The 21,742-nt window shown below is 67.4% G+C and carries 24 protein-coding genes; 13 read left to right on the forward strand and 11 right to left on the reverse strand.

All coding sequences use genetic code 11. The annotated features are described in order from the left end of the window. Positions 1 to 8 precede the first annotated feature (8 nt). Both JWS14_RS14935 and JWS14_RS14940 read left to right on the forward strand, forming a co-directional pair. Positions 9 to 530, forward strand: coding sequence for a DUF5134 domain-containing protein (locus tag JWS14_RS14935; RefSeq protein ID WP_206013630.1), 522 nt, complete (start codon positions 9 to 11; stop codon positions 528 to 530). A gap of 34 nt (positions 531 to 564) precedes the next feature. Continuing rightward, positions 565 to 2,274 carry an amidohydrolase gene (locus JWS14_RS14940; RefSeq protein WP_206013631.1) on the forward strand — a complete coding sequence of 570 codons (1,710 nt, stop codon included), beginning with the start codon at positions 565 to 567 and terminating at the stop codon, positions 2,272 to 2,274. 74 nt (positions 2,275 to 2,348) lie between these two features. On the opposite strand, the gene JWS14_RS14945 is transcribed toward JWS14_RS14940, so the two are convergent. Beyond that, complete coding sequence (locus tag JWS14_RS14945; RefSeq protein WP_083395744.1) at positions 2,349 to 2,618, reverse strand: hypothetical protein; 270 nt, start codon at positions 2,616 to 2,618, stop codon at positions 2,349 to 2,351. Between the two features lie 97 nt (positions 2,619 to 2,715). Then, positions 2,716 to 4,221, reverse strand: coding sequence for a PAS domain-containing sensor histidine kinase (locus tag JWS14_RS14950; RefSeq protein WP_206013632.1), 1,506 nt, complete (start codon positions 4,219 to 4,221; stop codon positions 2,716 to 2,718). A gap of 199 nt (positions 4,222 to 4,420) precedes the next feature. On the opposite strand from JWS14_RS14950, the gene JWS14_RS14955 reads away from it, so the two are divergent. The 7 genes from JWS14_RS14955 to JWS14_RS14985 are packed head-to-tail and all read left to right on the forward strand — an operon-like array spanning position 4,421 to position 10,062. Then, positions 4,421 to 5,584 carry an acyl-CoA dehydrogenase family protein gene (locus tag JWS14_RS14955; RefSeq protein ID WP_206013633.1) on the forward strand — a complete coding sequence of 388 codons (1,164 nt, stop codon included), beginning with the start codon at positions 4,421 to 4,423 and terminating at the stop codon, positions 5,582 to 5,584. Between the two features lie 43 nt (positions 5,585 to 5,627). Continuing rightward, on the forward strand, positions 5,628 to 5,993 hold the full coding sequence (locus JWS14_RS14960; protein WP_206013634.1) for a hypothetical protein: 366 nt from the start codon (positions 5,628 to 5,630) through the stop codon (positions 5,991 to 5,993). A 5-nt stretch (positions 5,994 to 5,998) separates the two neighbouring features. After that, entirely contained in the window at positions 5,999 to 6,499 is a 501-nt protein-coding gene (locus JWS14_RS14965) for a nuclear transport factor 2 family protein (protein WP_072937058.1), read from the forward strand. After that, positions 6,499 to 7,794, forward strand: a complete 1,296-nt coding sequence (locus JWS14_RS14970; RefSeq protein ID WP_206013635.1) for an aromatic ring-hydroxylating oxygenase subunit alpha — start codon at positions 6,499 to 6,501, stop codon at positions 7,792 to 7,794. Before JWS14_RS14965 ends, JWS14_RS14970 begins: the two co-directional genes overlap by 1 nt. Next, entirely contained in the window at positions 7,784 to 8,287 is a 504-nt protein-coding gene (locus tag JWS14_RS14975; protein ID WP_206013636.1) for an aromatic-ring-hydroxylating dioxygenase subunit beta, read from the forward strand. The genes JWS14_RS14970 and JWS14_RS14975 overlap by 11 nt, the downstream gene beginning before the upstream one ends. 28 nt (positions 8,288 to 8,315) lie before the next feature. Beyond that, the gene (locus JWS14_RS14980; RefSeq protein ID WP_072937001.1) at positions 8,316 to 9,056 is read left to right on the forward strand and encodes an SDR family NAD(P)-dependent oxidoreductase; all 741 of its coding nucleotides are present in this window, start codon (positions 8,316 to 8,318) and stop codon (positions 9,054 to 9,056) included. A gap of 46 nt (positions 9,057 to 9,102) precedes the next feature. Beyond that, positions 9,103 to 10,062 (forward strand): PDR/VanB family oxidoreductase, encoded by a 960-nt coding sequence (locus JWS14_RS14985; protein WP_206013637.1) that lies wholly within the window; start codon positions 9,103 to 9,105, stop codon positions 10,060 to 10,062. A 6-nt stretch (positions 10,063 to 10,068) separates the two neighbouring features. Here JWS14_RS14985 and JWS14_RS14990 read toward each other — a convergent pair whose 3' ends face one another. Continuing rightward, the gene (locus JWS14_RS14990) at positions 10,069 to 10,689 is read right to left on the reverse strand and encodes a response regulator transcription factor (protein ID WP_072936999.1); all 621 of its coding nucleotides are present in this window, start codon (positions 10,687 to 10,689) and stop codon (positions 10,069 to 10,071) included. A 225-nt stretch (positions 10,690 to 10,914) separates the two neighbouring features. Here JWS14_RS14990 and JWS14_RS14995 point away from each other — a divergent pair, with 225 nt between their 5' ends. Genes JWS14_RS14995 through JWS14_RS15010 form a run of 4 tightly spaced genes read left to right on the forward strand, consistent with a single transcriptional unit; the run spans position 10,915 to position 14,629 of the window. Next, positions 10,915 to 11,508 carry a flavin reductase gene (locus JWS14_RS14995; protein ID WP_072936998.1) on the forward strand — a complete coding sequence of 198 codons (594 nt, stop codon included), beginning with the start codon at positions 10,915 to 10,917 and terminating at the stop codon, positions 11,506 to 11,508. Between the two features lie 2 nt (positions 11,509 to 11,510). Continuing rightward, positions 11,511 to 11,804 carry a DUF485 domain-containing protein gene (locus JWS14_RS15000; protein WP_072936997.1) on the forward strand — a complete coding sequence of 98 codons (294 nt, stop codon included), beginning with the start codon at positions 11,511 to 11,513 and terminating at the stop codon, positions 11,802 to 11,804. Between the two features lie 6 nt (positions 11,805 to 11,810). Then, entirely contained in the window at positions 11,811 to 13,361 is a 1,551-nt protein-coding gene (locus JWS14_RS15005; protein WP_072936996.1) for a solute symporter family protein, read from the forward strand. Beyond that, the gene (locus JWS14_RS15010) at positions 13,358 to 14,629 is read left to right on the forward strand and encodes an amidase (RefSeq protein WP_206013638.1); all 1,272 of its coding nucleotides are present in this window, start codon (positions 13,358 to 13,360) and stop codon (positions 14,627 to 14,629) included. Before JWS14_RS15005 ends, JWS14_RS15010 begins: the two co-directional genes overlap by 4 nt. 96 nt (positions 14,630 to 14,725) lie before the next feature. Here the strand turns inward: JWS14_RS15010 and JWS14_RS15015 are convergent, their stop codons facing one another. The 8 genes from JWS14_RS15015 to JWS14_RS15050 all read right to left on the reverse strand — a co-directional run bounded on the left by JWS14_RS15015 (position 14,726) and on the right by JWS14_RS15050 (position 21,742). Then, positions 14,726 to 15,688, reverse strand: coding sequence for an AraC-like ligand-binding domain-containing protein (locus JWS14_RS15015; protein WP_072936994.1), 963 nt, complete (start codon positions 15,686 to 15,688; stop codon positions 14,726 to 14,728). 11 nt (positions 15,689 to 15,699) lie between these two features. Beyond that, on the reverse strand, positions 15,700 to 16,998 hold the full coding sequence (gene paaK, locus JWS14_RS15020) for a phenylacetate--CoA ligase PaaK (RefSeq protein ID WP_206013639.1): 1,299 nt from the start codon (positions 16,996 to 16,998) through the stop codon (positions 15,700 to 15,702). Positions 16,999 to 17,030: 32 nt separating this feature from the next. Further along, positions 17,031 to 18,128 (reverse strand): 1,2-phenylacetyl-CoA epoxidase subunit PaaE, encoded by a 1,098-nt coding sequence (gene paaE / locus JWS14_RS15025; RefSeq protein WP_206013640.1) that lies wholly within the window; start codon positions 18,126 to 18,128, stop codon positions 17,031 to 17,033. A 2-nt stretch (positions 18,129 to 18,130) separates the two neighbouring features. Continuing rightward, positions 18,131 to 18,640 carry a 1,2-phenylacetyl-CoA epoxidase subunit PaaD gene (gene paaD / locus JWS14_RS15030; protein ID WP_206013641.1) on the reverse strand — a complete coding sequence of 170 codons (510 nt, stop codon included), beginning with the start codon at positions 18,638 to 18,640 and terminating at the stop codon, positions 18,131 to 18,133. Position 18,641: 1 nt separating this feature from the next. Continuing rightward, positions 18,642 to 19,559, reverse strand: coding sequence for a 1,2-phenylacetyl-CoA epoxidase subunit PaaC (paaC, locus tag JWS14_RS15035; protein ID WP_072936990.1), 918 nt, complete (start codon positions 19,557 to 19,559; stop codon positions 18,642 to 18,644). Positions 19,560 to 19,608: 49 nt separating this feature from the next. Then, complete coding sequence (paaB, locus tag JWS14_RS15040) at positions 19,609 to 19,914, reverse strand: 1,2-phenylacetyl-CoA epoxidase subunit PaaB (protein ID WP_072936989.1); 306 nt, start codon at positions 19,912 to 19,914, stop codon at positions 19,609 to 19,611. Then, positions 19,911 to 20,864, reverse strand: a complete 954-nt coding sequence (paaA, locus tag JWS14_RS15045; protein WP_072936988.1) for a 1,2-phenylacetyl-CoA epoxidase subunit PaaA — start codon at positions 20,862 to 20,864, stop codon at positions 19,911 to 19,913. The genes paaB and paaA overlap by 4 nt, the downstream gene beginning before the upstream one ends. Positions 20,865 to 20,950: 86 nt before the next feature. After that, a complete protein-coding gene (locus tag JWS14_RS15050; protein ID WP_095862072.1) occupies positions 20,951 to 21,742 on the reverse strand; it encodes an enoyl-CoA hydratase-related protein in 792 nt (263 codons plus the stop codon).

Below are 21,742 nucleotides of genomic sequence, written 5' to 3' on the forward strand. Positions count from 1 at the left end.
GTCCGACGATGTTCGAGATCCCTGCCGTGCACGCGGCGATGTTCATCGGAGCGGTCGGGGCCCTCGTCCCGATGTGGCGGGCACACGGAACGGACTGCCGGGTCCAGATTGCGCACGGTGCGATGGCGCTGTCCATGTTCGCGATGATGATCCCCGGTGTGCCGGCAGGGATTCACCTGCTGGGGGGTGCCGTCCTCATCGCGCTCGCCGTGTTCGTCACCGGCGAGACCATGCACCGCCGGACCGCGGTTCCCTGCGCGGTCGACCTCACGGCGATGGGGGTGCTGCTGCTCCTGGCGCCGATGTCCGCTCCCGCCCCGGCGGCGTCGGCGCCGGCACCCTCCGGCCACCATCACGGTGGCGCAGGAATCTCGACCGGCTGGCTTCCTCTCGTGGTGCTCGTGTGCTGGGCACTGCTGACGCTGTATCTCTTCCGCTCCACCCCGCGCCGCGAACGCCGTTCCGGCGTCAAGACCGCGGCGGCGGGTTCCGCATTGATGATCCTGGGCATGGCCCCGATGGCCGTCTGACCGCCCTCCCACCGACAGCACCCTGGAGGAACCGATGAGTTACGCCGATGCCGTCTACACCCGCGGCAAGGTCTTCACCGTCGACGAGGACTTCACGATCGCCACCGCCCTCGCGGTCCGCGACGGACTCGTCCACGCGGTGGGCACCGACGCGGAGATCGAAACCCTGATCGGACCGGACACGGTGGTCACGGATCTCGGTGGGAGGACGATCCTCCCGGGAATCAACGATTCTCACCTGCACGCCATCGCCTACGGACTCGACACGCCGCCGTTGTCGCTCGACGTGTCGTTCCCGGCCGTCCGGTCGATCGCCGACGTCCGCGAACTCGTGCGGGAGGCCGCCTCGGCAGCCGAGGACGGCGCCTGGATCATCGGAACGGGCTGGGACGACGGCTATCTCGACGAATGCCTCACCGAGGACGGGCGGACACCGACCCGTTGGGACCTCGACGAGGTGTCCCCGGACAATCCCGTGTTCCTGCAGGACTTCTCCCGGCACACGTCGTGGGTGAACAGCGCGGCGCTCGCCCTCGCCGGGGTGGACGAGACGACCCCGTTGCCGCCCGGCAGCCTCATGCCCACCGGCGAGGACGGCCTGCTGACCGGCATCGTCATGGAGGGGGCGCAGGCCCTCGTGCAGCGGGTTCTGCCGGCCCTCACCCGGGAGCGCCGGGAGGAAGCACTCCGCTCGGCGATCTCGATCCTGCAGAGCGAAGGGATCACCAGCTTCACCGACCCCGCGATCGGCCCCGGCGGCGAAGCCCTCGCCGGCGGTGCAATGGGCGCGGAGGGCCTGTCAGTGTACACCGACCTCGCCCGCCGCGGAGAACTGGGCGCCCGCGTGAACCTGCTCCTCCTGCCCACCGGAATGTCCGGATCCGCCGAGGATTTCGGGAAGAACCTCGCCGACATCGAGGTCCCGGACACGGTGGACCCGAGGATGTTCCGGGTTCTCGGGGTGAAGGTGTTCGCCGACGGCATCCCGCCGAGCAAGACCGCGTGGATGCACGAGGAGTACGTCGGCGGCGGCTGCGGCTCCCTGTGCGTCGGCGGCGACACCGACGAGCGGCAGGTGTACGAGGTGACCGAAATGGTCCGCATCGGTCACGAGGCCGGCTACCAGATCGGTGTGCACGTCACCGGTGACCGTGCCATCGACACCGTCGCCGAGGCGATCATCGCCGCACAGAACGCGCACCCCCGCGACGATGCCCGGCACTACCTGATCCACGGCGACTTCATCAGCGAAGCCACCCTGAAGCGACTGGCCGAGAACGATATCGGCGTCAACATGAACCCGACGATCAAGTGGACGATCGCCGACCTCGAGGTGGGGGTGGTCGGGACCGAACGCGCCGCCTACGAGTGGCCGTACCGCAGCGCCGTCGAATCCGGGGTGCACCTGATGAGCAGTTCCGACGCACCGGTCACACCACCCGACTGGCGCCAGGGCATCTCGACGATGATCCTGCGGGAAAGCAAGGCCAGTGGCGCGGTGAGCGGACCCGACCAGACCATCGGGCTCGCCGACGCCGTGCGGACCTACACGATCAACGCGGCCTGGCAGGACTTCGCCGAGGACTGGAAGGGATCACTCGAGGTCGGCAAGGTGGCCGACCTGTGCATCCTCGACGGCGACCTCGAGACCATCGATCCGCACGACATACCCGCGATGCAGGTCGTCACGACCGTGCTGGGTGGGAAGGTCGTGTTCGAGCGCGTCACGGAGAGCGTCGCGTAGGCCCGACACCGCTACATCCGAACGGCCGGTTCACCACTGCTGTGGGTGAACCGGCCGTTCGGCGTCCGGGCACGTCACTGCGCCCAGGCCGCCTCCGCGATCCAGTACTCGCTTCCGTCGGCGCTGATTCCGCGTTGCCAATCGGTGGTCCGCCGCAGGTTCGGCTCGACGCGCGCGGTGGCTACGTCGGCGCCGTCGGGTCCGTCCTCCCTCACCTGCCAGTGCACCCAGTTCACTTCATTGCCGTGCTCGTCGTGCACGAACAGGTCGACGTGATGCCAGCCGTAGCGGTGGGTGTCGGCGTAGCAGGTCAGGAATGTGCGGTGGTGATGCGAATAGTCCACGAGGTACCTCCGGGGCCGCGGTGGGTTTCCCATAACGCTAGAACCGGATCGTGCTCAACGGAATCCAAGAAACCTTTACCCTGTGAGTGTTGGTCGCTCAGCGGTTCGGGTCGACCGGCAGCGTGAACGTGAAGACCGCCCCGTGCGGATCGTTCTCGCGTGCGGTGATTGTCCCGCCCTGGCGGGTGATGATGCGGTGGCTCAGCGCAAGTCCGATTCCGTGGCCCGTGGACTTCGACGTGAACGCGCCGTCGAAGATTCGGCCGTCCGGGACGTGCGAGAGACCCTTGCCGTGGTCCTCGACGCTCACGACGCCCTCCGTCTCGGTGACGTCGGTGCGTACCCTCACGATGCGGTCGGCTGCCGGCCATTCCGCCATCTCGTCGATGGCGTTGAAACACAGGTTCAGGATGACCTGCCCGGTGAGCACACGTTCGCACACGACGGCGACCGTGCCGTGCGCGCGGAGGTACTCGACGTGAACACCCTTCTGCCGCGCGCGGATGTCGACGAAATACGCACATTCGTCCACGATGTCGTTGAGGTCGACGATCTGCTGGGACTCCTCGAGTTGTGTCACGTATTCGCGCAAGCTCCGGACTATCTGATTGGCCCTGTCGATCTGCTTGCGCGCCTCCCCGAGGCCCCAGCTCACCTCGTCGTGACTGCTGTGCCCGTCACCGAGGCGGCTCTGCGTTCCGGCGATGAAGTTGGTGGCGGCCGCGAGCGGCTGGGCCAACTCGTGCGCGATGGCCATGGCCATGTCGCCCATCGCGTTGTAGCGGGCCAGGTAGTTGAGGTACTGCGAATCCCGTTCGTGCTCCTGTTCGGTGCGGACGTGCTCGGTGACGTCGTGGAAGAGCAGCAGGTGCCCGCTCAGATCATTCTCGATCGCGATGTGCTGGCAGCTTCCCGCGTGCCAGCGGCGCTCCTCGGACGTCAGTTCCACCTCGTAGCGCAGGCTCTGGGAACCCCCGTCGGCGGTGGTGAGATCCAGGGCCCGGCGCACGCTCTCCCGTGACTGCCCCGCCCGGCAGAACTCCGTGAAACGTTCGCCGACAAGCGATGCCACCGGGACCTTCAGTAGTTCCGACGCCGCCTCGCTCGCATACGTGATGCGGCTGTCGTCGTCGAGAACCAGGATGCCTTCGGCCATGTTCCGCAGGAACGCGGCCAGGCGGGCCTCGGTGCGGCTGAGATCGGCCTCGGTGCGCGTGAGGTCGCGGCGCATCGACGTTTCCTGCTCGATGTCGCGGAACTGCACCATCACCACGGTCCGGGCGCTCAGCTCGACCCGGATCGCGATCGCCTCCGTCAGGACCTCTCGCCCGCTCTTCGCGCGATACGCCCATTCGGTGACCGCTGCCCCGTTGTCGACGGCCTCCTGCAGCCACCGCCGTCCCACCGACCGGCGGTAGCGCTTCGCCGGGGAACTCATGTCGGGGGCCTTGAGCGGTTTGAGCTCTTCGACCGTGAACTCGAGTAGTTCCGACGCAGCCCTGTTGGCCCACAGGATGTCCTTGGTCGCCGCATCGTGGACCAGGACGCAGTAGCGGAGCGACTCGACGAGTTGTTCGTAGTCGGACGGCGCGAGTTCGGACAATGCGGCCTCCTTGGGCTCACATCGAGTCTACTGAGCGTGCAGACCGCGGACACGATAGGGAATTCCTTTAGTCCGGGGCGACATCTCTGCACGTGTGCGGGAGGAAGCACCGATTGAGTGATGCCCGCCACCGCAATAGCGTGAAACTCGACACGAAACACGCCACACCCCTTCTACTTCGCGTCGATCGGAGTATTTGATGACCACCACCGCACCGACCCTCGACACGACGGGCACCGCCGCGAACGGGACGCTGTCGTTCGAGGACGTCCTCGAGCACGTCGCATTGCGGCGGGAAGAGTTCGCCACACAGAAGTTCGTGCCTCGCGACATGATCGACGAGTTCAAGCAGGTCGGCATCTACCGCGCAGCGACCCCCCGCCGGTTCGGCGGCGACGCACTGCCCCCGAGCGAGTTTCTGCGGATGATCGAACGAATCTCCGCGGTGGACGCGTCGGCGGGCTGGGTCGCGAGTTTCGGCTCCGCCCTCGTCTACCTTGCGGCGCTGCCCCTCGCGACGCAGGCCGAGTTGTACAAGGACAGCCCCGACCTCGTCTTCGCCGGCGGCCTGTTCCCGGTGCAGCCCGTCGAACAGGTGCCGGGAGGCCTGAAGATCACCGGGCAGTGGAAGTTCGCCAGCGGATGCAAGGGCGCCGACATCCTCGGTGTGGGCATCCGCGGCGGCGACTCCACCGCGGGGAAGCCACGCACCGCCCTGCTGTGGCCGAAGGACGTCGAGATCGTCGAGAACTGGGACGTGGTCGGTCTCTCGGGAACCGGCAGCCACGAACTGAAGGTCGACGGCGTCGTCGTGCCCGAGGACTGGACGTTCATCCGGGGCGGAACCCCCACCGTCGACGAACCCCTCTACCGCTATCCCTCCATCGCGTACGCCGCCCAGGTGCTGGCCGTCGTCAATCTCGGAGTGGGACGCGCGGCGCTCGACTACGCGATCAAGGTCGGCGCGGGACGCACCGGGATCACCGGAGCGCCCAAACTCGCCGACCGCGCCTACTACCGCATCGACCTGGCCAAGGCGGAGGCGACGCTGCGGTCCGCGCGCGCCTTCTTCTACGAGGTCACCGACGAGGCGTACGCCACGGTGGTCGCCGGCAATCCAGTCCCGGAAAAGCTTGCGGCACTTCTTCGCTTGTCCTCGACCCACGTCGCCAAGGCGGGAGCGTCCGCCGTGCACACCGCATTCCAGTTGTCGGGCACCGGCGCCATCTACGACGGCAACGCCATGCAGCGGTACATGCGCGAGGCCCTGGTCCCGCCGCAGCACGCTTTCCTCGGCGACGGCATCTACGACAGCGCCGGTGCCGTGCTCATGGACATCCCGCCGTTCCCCGGCTTCATCTGAGCATCGACCGCACCCCGACCACCGACCCTTCAGGAGTACAACCATGACCGCACCACTGAGAGTGCTGTTCTGCATCGGCATCAACCAGAACTTCTTCGACCTCCCGACCGGCCAGGGCGGCCTGGTGTGGAAGGCGTTCTCCGGGATGATGGACGCGCTGGCCGAGACGCCCGGCGTCCGGGTGATCGGGGACATCGACGACGACAGCCACATGGTCGGACCGTCGGACGGCTGGCCGTGGACGTGCTACATCCTCGCCGACGTCGACACCCAGGAAACCGTCAAAGAGGTCTGCAACCTCTTCCGCACCACCACTGTCGGCGAGTACACGCTGTGGCGATACGCGAAGATCGAAGCCCGCATCGGCCGTGCGCTCACCGTCCGCGAAGACGTCGACCTCGGCGTGTGAGCGACATGCACCGTGCGAGCGCGACCGAGCGCATCGAGAGGCGCGAGGCCGTTCACCGGGTGATCTGCCGCTACATGGAACTGTGTGACGTTCCGTCCGTGCAGTTCTCGGCCGAGGAACTCGGCTCCCTCTTCACACCCGAGGCGGTGTGGGAAGGCGTCGGCAGCGACTACGCGCACAAATTCGGCAGGCGGCAGGGCCGCCGGGAGATCGTCGGAATGCTCACCGCGTACCTCCCACCGAGCCCCCATTTCCGGGGAAATGCGCACCTGCTCGGCAACGAGCAGATCGACGTGGACGGACCCACAGCGCGGGGGCGGTGGGTCATGGAACAGCTGTCGCGGTACGAGGACGAATCGGCCGAACTGCTCGTCGCCCGCATCACCGCCGAGTGCGAAGTCCGGGACGGCACCGCCCGGATCAGCCACTTCACGACCGAGAAGCTGTTCGCCACCCGCCTCGACGAGGCTCCGCGACTGCTCGAATCGAATGGAAAGAGAATGTGATGACCACTTCGCTGGATCCCACAGACACCGGCTTCACGGAAACCAACTTCGCGGACCTCGCCACCGACGACCGCGTGGACGGATCGCTGTACACCGACCCCGACATGTTCGAGGCCGAACTCGAGCGAATCTTCTACCGCACCTGGGTGTGGGTCGCCCACGAGAGCGAGATCCCCGAGGCCGGAAGCTACACGATGGCGACCATCGGCAGGCAGCCGGTGATCGTCAACCGCGACCGGAAGGGCAACTTCAATGTCCTGCTCAACCGGTGCCGCCACCGCGGGGCCAGCGTCTGCGAGGTCCCCAAGGGCAAGGCGAACGGATTCACGTGCCCGTATCACAGCTGGTCATACGCCGTCGACGGGCGGCTGCGCGGGATCCCCTACCCCGACGGCTACGACGAGGACCTCGACAAGAAGGACCTCCCGCTGCAGAGCCTGCGGGTGGAGTCGTACGCGGGAATGATCTTCGCCAGCTTCAACCCCGACGTCGAACCCCTCGACGACTTCCTCGGTGACGCGAAGGTGTGGATCGACCTGTTCATGAAGCAGGGCGCCGGCTACCCGATCAAGACCCAGGGCGAGCACTGCTTCCGCTTCCGCGGCAACTGGAAGATCCAGTTGGAGAACACCACCGACGGCTACCACTTCCCCATCGTGCACCGATCCTGGATGTCGTCCGTCGACGCCGAAACCGCCGACATGCTCTCCTTCATGACCGACGACAACGCCGTCACGCACGCGCTCGGCAACGGTCACAGCGTCGCCATCATGGTCCCAGAGCACGTCGACCTCGACCACGACGACGGCACCGAGAAGATTCAGGCCCGCTTCGACCACATCGTCGAGGAGCTGTCGAAGACGATGCCCGCCGACCAGGTCCGCCGCATCGTCCGGTCCATGCACGGCGCCGGGTTCAACCTCAACATCTTCCCCAACGTCGCGATGTCGATGTCGTTCTTCCGGGTACTGCGCCCGATCGCGGTCGACGAGACCGAGATCCGGCACATCGCCCTCGGCATGGACGGTGGACCCGAGATCGTCAACCGCGAACGTCTCCGCATCCACGAACATTTCCAGGGCCCGTTCGGGTTCGGCAGCCCAGACGACTCCGAGGCCTGGGACCGGGTTCAGCGCGGCTCCCGCGGCGCACCCGGAATGCCGATCATGGTGAACCGCGGTCTCAATCGTGAAGCACTCGACAGCGACGGGCACCGCACCTCGCACGTCACCGACGAAACCGGAATGCGCGAAGCCTACGCAATGTGGAAGAGGATGATGACCGATGAGCACTGACCTCCTGACGATCGCACTGTCCGACACCCGGGTACTGCAGGCCATCGAACTCGTCTGGCACGAAGCGGCCCTGCTCGACGCCAAGGACTACCAGACCTGGGACGCACTCTGGACCGACGAAGGCCGGTACGTCATACCCATCGACCTCGACACCGACGACTTCGACGGATCGCTGAACATGGTCAACGACGACACCCGGATGCGGCGCATGCGGATCGAACGCCTGACCTCCGGCTACTCGATGTCCGCGCTCGCCGCGGCCCGCACCGTCCGCACCGTCTCCCGCTTCACCGTCGAGGACCGCACCGACGACTCGATCACGCTGAGGTCCGCACAGATCCTCGTGGGCTTCAAACGCGACGACCAGCAGACCCTCGCGGCCGACGTCACGCACCGCATCCGCTACACCGAGACCGGGCCGCGGCTGGACCTGAAGGTCATCCGGCTCGTCAACTCGCAGGGCGCGGTCAACGCCTCCGGCTACCTCCTCTGACCTTTCCCTCCAGAAATAGGAGTTCGACATGGATCACGTCGCAGTAGTCACCGGCGCCGGACGCGGACTCGGCGCCGCCATCGCCCGCCTGTTGCACGACCGCGGATATCGCGTACTGGTCGCGGACATCGACGAGGCCGCCGCGAAAGAGACTGCGGTGGCGCTGGATTCCTCCGGGAACACCGCCGTCGCCGCCGTCCTCGACGTTCGGAAGAAGTCCGACTTCGAGTCCCTGTGCGACCGGGTCGTCGACGTCTGGGGTGGGGCGGACGTTCTCGTCAACAATGCCGGCCGTTCCCAGACCGGCTCGTTGATGGACATTGCGCCGGAGGAATTCTCGGACATCGTCGAGATCAACCTCAACGGCGCGTTCCTCGGCTGCCAGGTGTTCGGAAGCCACTTCGCCGAACGCGGCTACGGCCGCATCGTCAACATCGCCTCGCTCGCCGGCCAGAACGGCGGCACGGCAACCGGGGCCCACTACGCGGCCGCGAAGGGCGGCGTCGGAACGCTGACCAAGGTCTTCGCCCGGGAACTCGCACCGTCGGGTGTCACCGTCAACGCGGTGTCGCCGGGACCGCTGGACCTGCCCGTGGTGCGCGAGACAGTGCCCGCGGACAAACTCGCGGCCATTCTCACCACCATTCCCGTGGGCACACTGGGGTCGCCCGAATTCATCGCCGAGACGGTCGCCCTCCTCGCGTCCCCGGCCGCCGCGTCGGTGACCGGAGCCTGCTGGGACGTCAACGGCGGCCTGTACATGCGCTGACCCCCGCTCGAGGGCGACGGGTCGCAGCACCGGAGGAAGAATCACCATGAGCATGTTCACTGTCACTGTCGCGGAAATCGTCGAGGAAACGCCGGACATCAAGTCGTTCCGGCTGGTCCGGACGGACGGTTCACGGTTCGACCCGTACCCTGCGGGCGCCCACATCGACATCCTCGGACCCACCGAGGTCCTCACCCAGTACTCGCTGTGCAGCCCGCCGCACGAGTCCGAATCGTATGTCGTCGCCGTCAAACGCGAGACCGGTCCGCGCGGCGCCTCGGCCGCGCTGCACGATCACGTGACGACTGGCAGCGAGTTGCGGATCAGCGGGCCGCGGACACTGCTCACGCTCGCCGAGGGTGCCGATCGGCACATCCTCGTCGCAGCGGGGATCGGGCTGACGCCGATGCTGAGTCTGGCGTTCGCGTTGCATCGGCAGGGACAGCGATTCGACCTGCACTATTTCGCGCGCACGAGGGCGCAGGCCGCGTTCGTCGACCTGCTGGAGAATGCGGATTTCCGGCAGGACGTGCACCAGCACTTCGGCCTCACGCGGGACGACCAGTTCTCGACGCTCGAGAAGATCCTGGCGGACGCGTCCGCCGCCACCCACGTCTACACGTGCGGCCCCGAAGGTTTCATGGATCGGGTGCGCCTGCTGGCCGAACCTGCGGTCGGCGAGGACGCGGTCCACTTCGAACACTTCGAGGCGGCGACGCCTGCCGCGACCGAGTCGGATACGGCGTTCGAGGTGGAACTCGACACGGGCGAGGTGTTCGAAGTGCCGGCCGGAAAATCCATCGCCGACGTACTCGAAGAGAACGACATCGAGATCGACACCTCGTGCCGGGAAGGGATCTGCGGCACGTGCGTCATGGACGTGCTCGAGGGCGAGCCCGACCACCGGGACAATTGCCTCACCAAGAGTGAGAGAAAGGCGGGAGACAGAATCGCCGCGTGTGTGTCGCGCGCGAAATCCGCGCGACTCGTCGTCGAGCTTCCCTGATCACTTTCAGGTCACGGAAAGTCCGGCCTGCAGAATGTCGCGCACGAGAACCGCAATGCTTTCTGCTCCGGTCTTCTCCTTGATACGCGTGCGATGCACATCGACCGTCTTCACGCTGATACCCAGCTCTTTGGCGATGTTCTTGCTCGGCAGCCCGTCGAGCACGAGTGCGAGAATTTCCCGTTCCCGCACCGTCAGCGCGTCTATCCGACCCTGCAATTCCGTTCGGTTGCGGCGCTCGCCGAATCGTTGCCGCGCGACCCGGAGCGCATCCTGGATCACGTCGAGCATGTGCTGCGGGTCGTAGGGCTTCTCGATGAACGTCAGCGCGCCCCGCTGCAGTGCCCGTACCGACATCTTGATGTCGCCGTGCGCCGACACGAAGATGATCGGAATCGGGGATTCGTCGGCGAGGAGTGTCTCCTGGAGCTGGAATCCCCCGACTTCCGGCATCCGGACGTCCAGGACGAGGCAGGCCGGGATGTCGCGGCGGTACTCCTCGAGGAACGACTGCACCGAGAAGTAGTACTCCGACGTGATGTTGACCGAATCGAGTAGCCACGCAAGCGATGCGCACAACTCTTGATCGTCGTCGACGATGTAAACCCGTGTTTCTTGCTGCTCCATCGAATCCTGCCTCGCACAGATGGCTTGCTTCCCCGTCCAGTCAACACCGACCGTAACGGAAGCGATAGGCAACTGAAGAAATCCCCTACCCGGATACGCGACTTCCTGCGAGAAAGTAGCGTCGCCGCCAATGTTCCAGCGCACGAGCGCGTCATATCCTTCTTTGCAGGATCGCCGGCGCCACGTGGTGACACGACTTCCCGTTCCGACTCACGGAGGCTGAAAATGCCCGAACTCACACCCATGCAACTGAATTTCCGCACCGCCATGGCGAATCTGCCCGCCGCGGTCAACGTCGTGACGACCGACGGCCCCGCCGGGCGCTGCGGAATGACCGTCACCGCGGTCTGCTCGGTGACCGACTCCCCTCCTACGGCGCTCGTGTGCGTGAATCAGAACAGCGCGATGCACAACGTATTCCGGGAAAATGGCCGGGTCGGCATCAACGTGCTCGCCGGCGACGACGAAGAGCTGGCCATGCATTTCGCGGGCGCGACGAAAGTAGCGATGGCGGACCGCTTCCAGTGGGACATCTGGGAGGAGGACACCGGCGACGGTGTCCCGATCCTGCGCGCCGCCCATGTGGTGCTCGCGGGCCGGATCGCCGACATCAAGACAATGGGATCGCATTCGGTGATGTTCATCGAACTCGACCGCGTCCGCACACGCGAACAGGGCGACAGCCTCGTCTACTTCCAGCGCAAGTTCCACCGATTGTCGGTCCCGGTCGAGTCCCCCGACTGGCTGTTCTACGACGAATGGTCCGATCCGATCACCGTGACACCCGCCCTCGTCCCCACCGCAGCCGGAGGTAGATAGACATGGACACCTCGCCACCTCGAGAAGGGCTCCCGCAGGATTCCGACCTGCAGGAGCTCGCAGATACCCGTGCCGCCCTGACGTTTCGTCTCAGCGCCCTGGTCCTCGCCCTGTTCCTGCCCCTGCCGATTCTCGGCGGGTTCACCTCACTGCTGGACGGCGTCGTGTTCAGCGGTGTCACCGTGGCGTGGCTCTACGCAGTCGCGCAATTCGCCGTCGCCATCGTCGTGGCCCGGTACTACATGGCGCGTGCCGCCGAACTCGACGCCCGAACCGCATCGCGGACGAAAGGATAACGCGCCGTGAACCTCGTCTCTGCGTCACTCTTCGCGGCGCTCGTCGCCGTCACCCTGATGATCACCGCGTGGGCGTCCAAGCGGAACAAGTCGGCGGCCGATCACTACGTCGCGGGCGGCAGCCTCACCGGTCGCCAGAACGGTGTCGCGATCGCCGGCGACTTCATCTCTGCCGCCTCGTTTCTCGGCGTCACCGGTGCGATCGCCCTGACCGGTTTCAACGGGTTCTATCTCGCGGTCTTCGTGCCCGTCGCGTTCGTTCTCGCGATGCTGCTGATCGCCGAACCGCTGCGCAACCTCGGCCGCTTCACGCTGGCGGATGTCCTCGCCACCCGCTTCCCCGGCAAGGACGTGCGCTCGATGATGGCGCTCAGCACCGTGGTGATCAGCGTGGTCTATCTCGTGTCGCAGTTGGTCGGCGCCGCACTGCTGGTGTCGCTGCTGTTCGACCTCGACTACGCGGTGGCCGTGCTGATCATCGGAACACTCACCACCGCATACACGCTCGTCGGCGGGATGCTCGCCACCAGCTGGATCCAGATCATCAAGACCGGTCTGCTCATGGTGTGCGCCGTCGTGCTGTTCGTTCTCGTGCTCGTGCGCTTCGACTTCAACCCCTTCGGCCCGTTCAGCACCGCGCTCGCCGAATTCGGTCAGTCGTTCGTCGCACCGCAGCGCACGTCGGGCGCGGCGTCGTTCGATCAGTTGTCGCAGACAGTCGGGCTCGTTCTCGGCGTGCTCGGCCTGCCGCACGTCATGATCCGATTCCTCACCGTCCCGGACGCGAGGCAGGCGAGAACGTCCGCCTACACGGCGATCTGGATCTTCTTCGCCTTCTACCTCCTCGTTCCCGTGCTCGGCTACGGCGCCGCCAAGCTGGTCGGGGTCGAGGTGATCAAGTCCGAGAACCGCGGCGGCAACCTCGCGGTCGCGCAGCTCGCGGAAACCGTCGGCGGCGGAGTGTTGCTGGCGTTCGTCGCGGCCGTGGCGTTCGTGACCATTCTGGCCGCACTGTCCGGACTGGTGATCGCGACATCGGGTGCGATCGCACACGATCTGTACGGGCAGGTGATCCGGAACGGATCGGTATCGGCGAAGGCTCAGCACCGCGCGGCCCGGGTGGCGACCGTGGCGACCTGCGTCATCGGTGTCGCCATCGCGTTCGCGGCGCAGAAGCAGAACGTCGCGTTTCTCGCGTCGCTGGGAATGTCCATCGCCGCGTGCGCGAACCTGCCTGCGCTGCTGCTGACCATGTACTGGAAGCGTATGACGGCGCGGGCCGTCATCTCCGGCATCGTCGTCGGGCTGGTGCTGTCGATCACCGTCATCCTGCTCAGCCCGGTCGTCCAGGGGCCGGACTCCATCCTCGGATTCTCGAACCCGGCACTCGCCGTGGCGCCCCTCTCGCTGGCGGTGTCCGTCGTCGTCGCACTGCTGTCGGCGCCGTCCGGGGAGACCAAGGCACGGGCCGACCGCCTCTTCTCGGTGATGCGCACCCGGGCGCTCACCGGACAGACCGAGACGAAGAACGACGACACGATGGCGGCGATGCAATGAAGACGGAACTACGGTCACCACTTCGGGACCTGGTCGAACAGCTGTCGGCGGGTTCGACGACGCCGGTCGACGTGGCGGAGGCGGCACTCGCGCAGATCGCGGACCAGGACCCGGCAATCCGCGCCTGGGCCCACCTCGATCCCGACGCGGTGCGGTCGGCGGCCGCCCGGATCCAATCCAGCGACCCCGGCAGAGTGCTGTGGGGTGTTCCCGTCGGCGTCAAGGATCTGATCGACGTCGCCGGCATGCCGACGCGCTGCGGCAGTGAGCTCCGGAGCGCGGAACCGGCGGCGACGGACGCCGACTGTGTGGCGCGTGCGCGCGCACTCGGCGCGCTCCCGGTCGGCAAGACCGTGACCACCGAGTTCGGGTACTTCAAGCCCGGCCCCACCCGCAATCCGCGCGCCGTGGACCACACCCCCGGCGGGTCGTCGAGCGGCTCGGCGGCAGCGGTGGCCGCGGGCATGGTGCCGCTGGCGTTCGGCACGCAGACCGCGGGATCGCTGACCCGGCCGGCGTCGTTCTGCGGAGTCGCGGGTTTCGTCACCGCCCACGGCGAACTCCCGACCGCCGGCATCACCGGATTGAGTCCCCGTCTCGACACGGTGGGGCTGCTGGCACGCACGGTGTCCGATCTGCACTTCGCGTGGACGGCGCTGCGCGACGGCACCCGGGCGCCCGCTCTCGAGCCTTCCGCGCCGCGCCGGCTCCGCCTGTGGAGTGGGTTCGAACTCGGCGAGGTGTCCCCGGACATGACGGCGGCGCTCAGGACCACCGCGGGTGCCGCGCAGTCCGCGGGTGTTCGATGCCGTGAGGTCGACGCCGCCGCGGCCGTCGTGGCGCTGACGGAACACCACCACACGGTGATGGCGTACGACGCCGCCCGGGAACGCGCCGTCGAGGCGGCGCAGCCCGACAAGATCAGTGCACCCCTCGCCGAATTGTTCACCGCGGGAGCCCAGACCACCGAGGCTCAGTACCGCGCCGCCCTGGCCGGAATCACCGAAATCCGGCAGTTGCTGCTCGCTGCGCTGGACGAGGACGAGGCCGTCCTCGGACCCGCCGCACTCGGCGCCGCTCCCCGCGGCCACGACGCGACGGGGACGCCCGTGCTGAGCCGACCGTGGCAGGCGATGGGCCTGCCCGTGGTCACCATCCCCGGCAAGCGCGACAGCGCAGGCCTGCCCCTCGGATTGCAGCTGATCGGGCGCCCCGGCGCCGAGCAACGCCTGTTCGACACGGCCGCCTGGCTGGAATCCGTTCTCTGACAACGCCCACGGACGAGCGAGTCGCCCTCCGCACGTGAGTGGGAAAGTGTGTTCCGGCACGCTTTCCCACTCACGTGGGGGGAGCCGGCGCCGACCTCACACGCTGATCGACAGGAGTTCCTGTTCGCGGAAGGCTCGCGGCGACACGCCGTACGTGTCCTTGAACAGCCGCGAGAAGTGCGAAGAGTTGACGAGACCGTACCGGGCACAGATGGTTCCGATGCTCTCGCCACGGAAGCGGACGTCCTTGAGATCGCGGCGGCACTTCTCGAGCCTGCGGTGACGGATCCACCCGGCCACTGTGTGCCCGTCCGCCTCGAACATCTTCTGCAGGTGCCGCGTCGACACGTGGTGGTGGGACGCCACCGTGGCGGTGTCGAGCGCGGGGTCGTGCAGGTGCGCGTCGACGAACGACTTCACACGGAGCAGCAGTGTCGCGCCGGGAGCGGTGGCGTCGGCCGGTGCCTCCGCCTGCACCGCGGCGCTGAGCAGGTCGACGACCGCGTCCTCGACGAGGGGGGTCGTCGGCATCGTGCCGGTCACGACGGAGTGGTGGAGGTTCGTCAGGAACGGCGAGACGAGCGCGCCCATCCCGGTGCTACCGCGGATGCGGCGCGCTGACACCGTGCCCAGTTCCCGCGAGGCTATGCGCAGCAGTTCGCGGGGAAACATCAGCACGAACATGCTGAAGTCGCCGGCGAAGTGCAGGTCGTACGGCTTGCTGGTGTCGTAGACGGCGAAATCGCCGGGCCCGAGCACGGCCTCACGGTCGTCCTGGACGATGACGCCGCGGCCCGACAGTTGCAGGCCCACCTTCACCAGGCCGGGGTCGGACCGCTTGATGGACGTGCGGGTCCGCCGGACGTCCACCGCCCGTCCCCCGACCTCGCTGAGCTGCAGTCCGCCGAGCGCGGTGGTGCGCAGGGTCCCGGTGAACCTGGCCTCGCCGTCCTCGGCGGTGGACACCACGGCGAGTGGGACGAACGCCGTGGAGACGGCCTGCCGCCAGTGTTCGAACTGGCCGTCGTCGTGACGCGCGTGTTCACCACCGAGACGCACCTTCGATCACCTCACAGAGCGGAGCGGTTGTCGATCAGTCGCCGTGCCTTGCCGAGCGACCGCTCCAGTGCGCCGGGGGCGACCACATCCACCTTCACGCTCACTCCGATGCGGTTCTTGACCAGCTTCTGGAGTTCGGCGGCGGAACGGGGGTGATCGGTGGCGGACGCGTCAGGGCGGGCTTCGACTCGTACGGTCAGTTCGTCCATCCTACCGGGGCGGTCGAGGATGCACTGGAACTGCGGGGCCAGCGCGGAGATTGTGAGGATCAGTTCCTCGATCTGGGTGGGGAACAGATTCACCCCGCGCAGGATGATCATGTCGTCGGTGCGCCCGGTGACCTTCTGCATCCGCCGCACCGACCGCGCCGTGCCCGGCAGCAGGCGGGTGAGGTCGCGGGTGCGGTACCGGATGATCGGCATGGCCTCCTTGGTGAGCGAGGTGAAGACGAGTTCGCCCTCCTCGCCGTCGGGGAGGACGTCGCCGGTGACCGGGTCGATGATCTCCGGGTAGAAGTGGTCTTCCCAGATGTGCAGGCCGTCCTTGGTGTCGACGCATTCCATCGCCACACCGGGGCCCATCACCTCGGACAGTCCGTAGATGTCGACGGCGTCCATGTTCAGCTGCTTCTCGAGTTCGGTTCGCATCTCCTCGGTCCACGGCTCCGCGCCGAACACCCCGGTCCGCAGCGACGTCTTCGACGGGTCGATGCCCTTCTTGATCATCGCGTCGACGATCGTGAGCATGTACGACGGGGTCACCATGATCGCGTCGGGTTCGAAGTCCTCGATCAGCTGGATCTGGCGGTCGGTCATGCCCCCGGACATCGGGATCACCGTGCAGCCCAGCCGTTCCGCACCGTAGTGCGCGCCGAGGCCGCCGGTGAACAGTCCGTACCCGTACGCGACGTGCACCTTGTCGGACGGTTTCACGCCACCGGCCCGCAGGCTCCGGGCGATCAGGTCGGCCCAGTTGCTGATGTCGTTCGCGGTGTACCCGACCACCGTCGGCCTGCCCGTGGTGCCGGAGGAGGCGTGGATGCGGGAGACCTTCTCCTGCGGCACCGCGAACATCCCGAACGGGTAGTTCGCCCGCAGGTCCGCCTTCGCGGTGAACGGGAACTTCGCCAGATCGGGCAGGTCCTTCAGGTCGCTCGGGTGCACACCGGCGTCGTCGAACGCCTTCCGGTAATGCGGAACGTTGGTGTACGCGTGGAGAAGTGACCACTGCAGACGTTCGAGTTGCAGCGTCGAGATCCGGTCGCGCGTGGCGAACTCGATGTCCTGCGAGGGGGTGGCGATACTGGTCATTCTAGTCTCCGGGGTGGGCGGGCTGGGTAAGGTCAGGCGTCGAAATCGACGGTCACGTTGTCGCTGACCGGGAAGGTCTGGCACGTCAGCACGAAGCCGGAGTCGACCTCGTAGTCCTCGAGCGCGTAGTTGCGGCGCATGTCCACGTCACCGCACGTGATCTTGGCGCGGCACGTTCCGCAGACGCCGCCCTTGCAGGCGAACGGGAGGTCGGAGCGGTATTTCTCGGCGGCGTCGAGGATCGACTCGTCCCGCGGCAACGTCGCGGTGGTCGAGCGGCCGTCCAGGACGAGGGTCACCTCGCTGCTCGGCCCGGTGACACCGGGTTCGCGGTGCTTCTCCATCGGCGGCGGGACGTCGTCGACGAAGAACAGTTCGTGGTGCACGCGGCTCTTGTCGATCTGCAGTTCCCCGAGAACCGTCTCGGCGTCGGTGACCATCCCGAACGGGCCGCAGAGCCAGAAGTGGTCGATGTCGGCGAGCGGCACGATGGACGTGAAGAGCGCACGCAACCGGTCGGCGTCGAGGCGCCCGGTGAACAGTTCCACCTCGCGGGGCTCGCGGGACAGGACGTGGATGATGTCGAAACGAGACCCGTACATGTCCTTGAGGTCGGCAATCTCCTCGGCGAACATCACCGAGCGGGTGCGCCGGTTTCCGTACAGGAGAACGACTTCGGCCTCGGGGTTGGCGAGCATCGACGCGGCGATCGACAGCATCGGGGTGATGCCCGATCCGGCGGCGATCAGCACGTGCCTGCCGCCGGCCTCGGGGTCGGCGACGAACGATCCGCTCGGGCCCTGCACCTCGATCCGGTCGCCGGGCCGGACGTCGCGGACGAGCCACGTCGAGAACAGGCCGTCGGACACCTCGCGCACACCGACCCGCGGCGCCGAACCGGCAGGCGCGCAGATGGAGTACGAGCGGCGGTGCTCGACGCCGTCGATCGTGCGCCGCAGGGTGAGCGACTGGCCGGGGCCGAACGCGAACTCGTCGGCGAGGTCGGCGGGGACGTCGAACGTGACCGCGACCGCGTCGTCGCAGAGGGATTCGACGTCGGCGACGGTGAGCGTGTGGAACGCCCTGTTGCGCAACGCCGCGCCGGGCTTCGGGGACACCGCTGTGGTCATGATCAGATTTCCTTCACGTGATCGAAGGGTTCGAGGCAGTCGAGGCACCGGTACAGCGCCTTGCACAGCGTCGCCCCGAATTCCGAGTCGAGACGGGTGTTGGCGGAATGGCAGACCGGGCACGTGACGGCCCGCGGCTTGACGGTGAGGGTCAGCGGGACGGGCCCGGACGTGCGCAGCGGCGCGGGACCCGGTGTCGAGTAGCCGTTCTCGCGCAGCTTGCGCCGGCCGTCGTCGCTGATCCAGTCGGTGCTCCACGGCGGGGTGAGGACCGTCCGGACCTCGACGCTGCCGAAGCCCGCGTCCTGCAGGATGTGCTCGATGTCGTCGCGCATCGTGGCCATGGCGGGGCACCCGGAGTAGGTGGGGGTGATCGTGACGACCACCGATCCGTCGGCGAACTCCTCGACGTCGCGGAGCACCCCCAGATCGGCGAGCGTGAGCATCGGCATCTCCGGGTCCAGGACGGACTCGGCGAGGCGGCGGGCGTCGCTGCGCACTGCGGTGGTCATGTCACCACACTCCTTCCGGATGGGCCCGGGCCACGCTCTGCATCTCGGCGAGCAGCAGTCCGAGGGCCTCGGTGTGCAGGCCCTGACGTCCGGCCCGGCCGCCGACGGTGCCGACGGTCCGGCCCGTGGGGGCGGTGAGTTCCGCGGCCTTGAGCACCTGGGCGAGGACGGTGTCGAATTCCTCGCGGAGGTCCCGCGGGTCGACGCCGACACCCACAGCGGCGAGGGCGAGTTCCTCGGTCGTCGGGGTGAAGAGTTCCTCGACGTACGGCCACACCCGGGCAACGGCGTCCTCCATGCGCGACTTCGACTCCGCCGTACCGCAACCGAGCGTCACCACCCATCGGGCAGCGTAGTCGCGGTGGTAGGTCAGTTCCTTGACGCCCTTCACCGCGACCGCCGCGAGAACGGGGTCGCGGGAGGTGCGCAGGCGGTCGAACAGGGCCAGCCGCCACGTGGCGAAGACCAGCAGTCGCGTGACGGTCTGCGCGAAGTCGCCGTTGTCGAGTTCGGCCAGCCGGGTGTTACGGAACCGGTTCTCGTCGCGGAAGAACGCAAGCGCGTCCTCGGCGGGAATCGGGCTCGTGTCCGAAATGAACGGCACCACCGACGCGTCCGCGGCGGCCGCTCGGGCGAGCAGCAGTCGCGCCTGACCGAGCAGGTCGAGGCCGACGTTCGCGAGCGCCACCTCCTCCTCGAGTTCCGGTGCGCGCGTGCTCCACTCGGCGAGCCGCTGCGAGCTGATCAGCGCGTCGTCGCCGAGCATCAGGCAGTAGCCGGCCAGGGCGGCGAGGTCGACGTCACCCGGAACCGTGGTGTCGACGCCGGCCAGGGGGTCGTCGAAGCTGGTGCCGAAAGCCCACTGGCCGTGGCTGTCTTCGTCGACGAGGCCGTCGTAGGCGTTGTCGTGGTCGGTCATCGGTACATCCTCGGAATTCTCGTCGGCCTGCGAAACGGTCTGGGCCGGATCACATGTGGGGAACGTTGTCGGGGATCTCGTAGAACGTGGGGTGCCGGTACACCTTGTCGCCGCTGGGCGCGAAGTACGGGTCCTTCTCCGACGGGCTGGACGCCACGATCGAACTGGACCGCACCACCCAGATGCTCACACCCTCGTTGCGCCGGGTGTAGACGTCCCGCGCGTGGCGGACGGCCATCTCGTCGTCGGCGGCGTGCAGGGATCCGACGTGGACGTGGTTGAGTCCGCGCTTGCCCCGCAGGAACACCTCGTACAGGGGCCAGTCCGCGCGCACCGCGGTGTCGTCCGTGCTCATCGTGCGTTCTCCTTGTTGCTCTCGCGGCGGGCGAAGGCCGTTGCGGCCTCCCGCACCCACGCCCCGTTCTCGTGTGCTGCCCGCCGGTTGGCGACGCGCTCGACGCTCGAAGCGCCGTTGCCCTTGATCACCTGCATGAATTCGCTCCAGTCGGGCTCCCCGAAGTCGTGGGCGCCGCGTTCGGCGTTCCACTTCAGGTCCGGATCCGGGAACGTCACGCCGAGGACCTCGGCCTGCGGGATGGACATGTCGACGAACCGCTGACGGAGTTCGTCGTTGGTGTGCCGCTTGATGCGCCACTTCATGGACTGCTCAGAGTTCGGCGACTGGTCGTCCGGCGGTCCGAACATCATCAGCGCCGGCCACCACCACCGGTTCACCGACTCCTGCACCATCTCCCGCTGGGCGTCGCTGCCGCGCATCATCGTCATCAGCAGTTCGAAGCCCTGACGCTGGTGGAACGACTCCTCCTTGCAGACCCGGATCATCGCGCGGGCGTACGGCCCGAAGGAGCTGCGGCACAACGGCACCTGGTTGCAGATCGCGGCGCCGTCGACCAGCCAGCCGATGACTCCCACGTCGGCGTAGGTGAGCGTCGGGTAGTTGAAGATCGAGGAGTACTTCTGCTTGCCCTCGATCAGCTTCTGGGTGAGGTCGGCGCGGTCGGCTCCGAGCGTCTCGGCGGCCGAGTACAGGTACAGGCCGTGCCCGGCCTCGTCCTGGACCTTCGCCATGAGGATCGCCTTGCGACGCAGCGACGGCGCCCGGGTGAGCCAGTTGCCCTCCGGCTGCATGCCGATGATCTCCGAGTGCGCGTGCTGCGCGATCTGCCGGATCAGCGTCTTGCGGTAGCCGTCGGGCATCCAGTCCCGGGGCTCGACCCTCTGGTCGGCGGCGATGGTGTCATCGAAGAGCGTTTGCAGCTCATCGGAAGCGTGTGACGTGGTCATATGTCCTACCTCTATTACCGAATGATCGGTTGGTATCAAGTATGCATGCCCGCCCCCGCCCACACAAGGGCGGGAGCCGAATTACGTCAGTGTCCTTCGAAGGTGGGTGTGCGTTTCGCGAGGAACGCGTCGACCGCACTGCGGTGGTCCTTCGACTGCCCGAGCGCCTCCGCGGCCGCACGCTCCCGCTCGAGCGCCTCCGACAGCCCCGTGGACGCCGCCGAGACCAGCGACTTGACCTGCGCATACGCGGCGGTGGGACCGTCGGCGAGCTGCTTCGCCAGCGCGGCTGCCGCGTCCCCGAGTTCGGCGTCGGGCACCACCCGGTGCACCAGCCCCCAGTCCAGCGCCTGCGCGGCCGTGAACCGGTCGCCGAGCATCATCAGCCCCGTCGCGCGGCTCGCCCCGAGCGCCTCGACGAGCGTGTGACTGAGGCCGGAGTCCCCGGCCAGGGCGATCCCGGTGAACGCGGTGGCGAACTTGGCGCCCTCCCCCGCGATCCGGATGTCGCCGGCGAGGGCGATGCCGAGACCCGCCCCGACGCACGCCCCGTTGATCGCGACGACCACCGGCACCCGGACCCCGGCCAGGGCCCGGAGCAGCGGGTTGTAGTGCTCGGCGACGGTGTCCATCGCGTGTGCGGGATCGGCCTCGAGGCCGGTTACGTGCTCGGCCAGATCCTGGCCGACGCAGAAGTTCTTCCCCTCCGCCGCCAGCAGCAGGGCACGCACACTGTCGTCGCCGGCCACCTTCTCGACCGCGGCGAGCAACTGTTCCTTCACCGCGCGGTCGAGCGCGTTGGACGCGCCCGCCCTGCGCAGGGTGATGGTGGCCAGTCCCGCGTCCACGGAAAGTCCGATCACGTCGTTACTGCTCAT

It is taken from the genome of Rhodococcus koreensis (genome assembly GCF_017068375.1).
Classification (GTDB): Bacteria; Actinomycetota; Actinomycetes; order Mycobacteriales; family Mycobacteriaceae; genus Rhodococcus_F; species Rhodococcus_F koreensis.

What these genes read in the sequence shown, in the direction of transcription:
- JWS14_RS14935 (WP_206013630.1), top strand. Translation starts at nt 9, where the DNA reads ATGTTCGAGATCCCTGCCGTGCACGCGGCGATGTTCATCGGAGCGGTC.
- JWS14_RS14940 (WP_206013631.1), top strand. Translation starts at nt 565, where the DNA reads ATGAGTTACGCCGATGCCGTCTACACCCGCGGCAAGGTCTTCACCGTC.
- JWS14_RS14955 (WP_206013633.1), top strand. Translation starts at nt 4,421, where the DNA reads ATGACCACCACCGCACCGACCCTCGACACGACGGGCACCGCCGCGAAC.
- JWS14_RS14960 (WP_206013634.1), top strand. Translation starts at nt 5,628, where the DNA reads ATGACCGCACCACTGAGAGTGCTGTTCTGCATCGGCATCAACCAGAAC.
- JWS14_RS14965 (WP_072937058.1), top strand. Translation starts at nt 5,999, where the DNA reads ATGCACCGTGCGAGCGCGACCGAGCGCATCGAGAGGCGCGAGGCCGTT.
- JWS14_RS14970 (WP_206013635.1), top strand. Translation starts at nt 6,499, where the DNA reads ATGACCACTTCGCTGGATCCCACAGACACCGGCTTCACGGAAACCAAC.
- JWS14_RS14975 (WP_206013636.1), top strand. Translation starts at nt 7,784, where the DNA reads ATGAGCACTGACCTCCTGACGATCGCACTGTCCGACACCCGGGTACTG.
- JWS14_RS14980 (WP_072937001.1), top strand. Translation starts at nt 8,316, where the DNA reads ATGGATCACGTCGCAGTAGTCACCGGCGCCGGACGCGGACTCGGCGCC.
- JWS14_RS14985 (WP_206013637.1), top strand. Translation starts at nt 9,103, where the DNA reads ATGAGCATGTTCACTGTCACTGTCGCGGAAATCGTCGAGGAAACGCCG.
- JWS14_RS14990 (WP_072936999.1), bottom strand. Translation starts at nt 10,689, where the DNA reads ATGGAGCAGCAAGAAACACGGGTTTACATCGTCGACGACGATCAAGAG.
- JWS14_RS14995 (WP_072936998.1), top strand. Translation starts at nt 10,915, where the DNA reads ATGCCCGAACTCACACCCATGCAACTGAATTTCCGCACCGCCATGGCG.
- JWS14_RS15000 (WP_072936997.1), top strand. Translation starts at nt 11,511, where the DNA reads ATGGACACCTCGCCACCTCGAGAAGGGCTCCCGCAGGATTCCGACCTG.
- JWS14_RS15010 (WP_206013638.1), top strand. Translation starts at nt 13,358, where the DNA reads ATGAAGACGGAACTACGGTCACCACTTCGGGACCTGGTCGAACAGCTG.
- paaK (WP_206013639.1), bottom strand. Translation starts at nt 16,998, where the DNA reads ATGACCAGTATCGCCACCCCCTCGCAGGACATCGAGTTCGCCACGCGC.
- paaE (WP_206013640.1), bottom strand. Translation starts at nt 18,128, where the DNA reads ATGACCACAGCGGTGTCCCCGAAGCCCGGCGCGGCGTTGCGCAACAGG.
- paaD (WP_206013641.1), bottom strand. Translation starts at nt 18,640, where the DNA reads ATGACCACCGCAGTGCGCAGCGACGCCCGCCGCCTCGCCGAGTCCGTC.
- paaC (WP_072936990.1), bottom strand. Translation starts at nt 19,559, where the DNA reads ATGACCGACCACGACAACGCCTACGACGGCCTCGTCGACGAAGACAGC.
- paaB (WP_072936989.1), bottom strand. Translation starts at nt 19,914, where the DNA reads ATGAGCACGGACGACACCGCGGTGCGCGCGGACTGGCCCCTGTACGAG.
- paaA (WP_072936988.1), bottom strand. Translation starts at nt 20,864, where the DNA reads ATGACCACGTCACACGCTTCCGATGAGCTGCAAACGCTCTTCGATGAC.
- JWS14_RS15050 (WP_095862072.1), bottom strand. Translation starts at nt 21,742, where the DNA reads ATGAGCAGTAACGACGTGATCGGACTTTCCGTGGACGCGGGACTGGCC.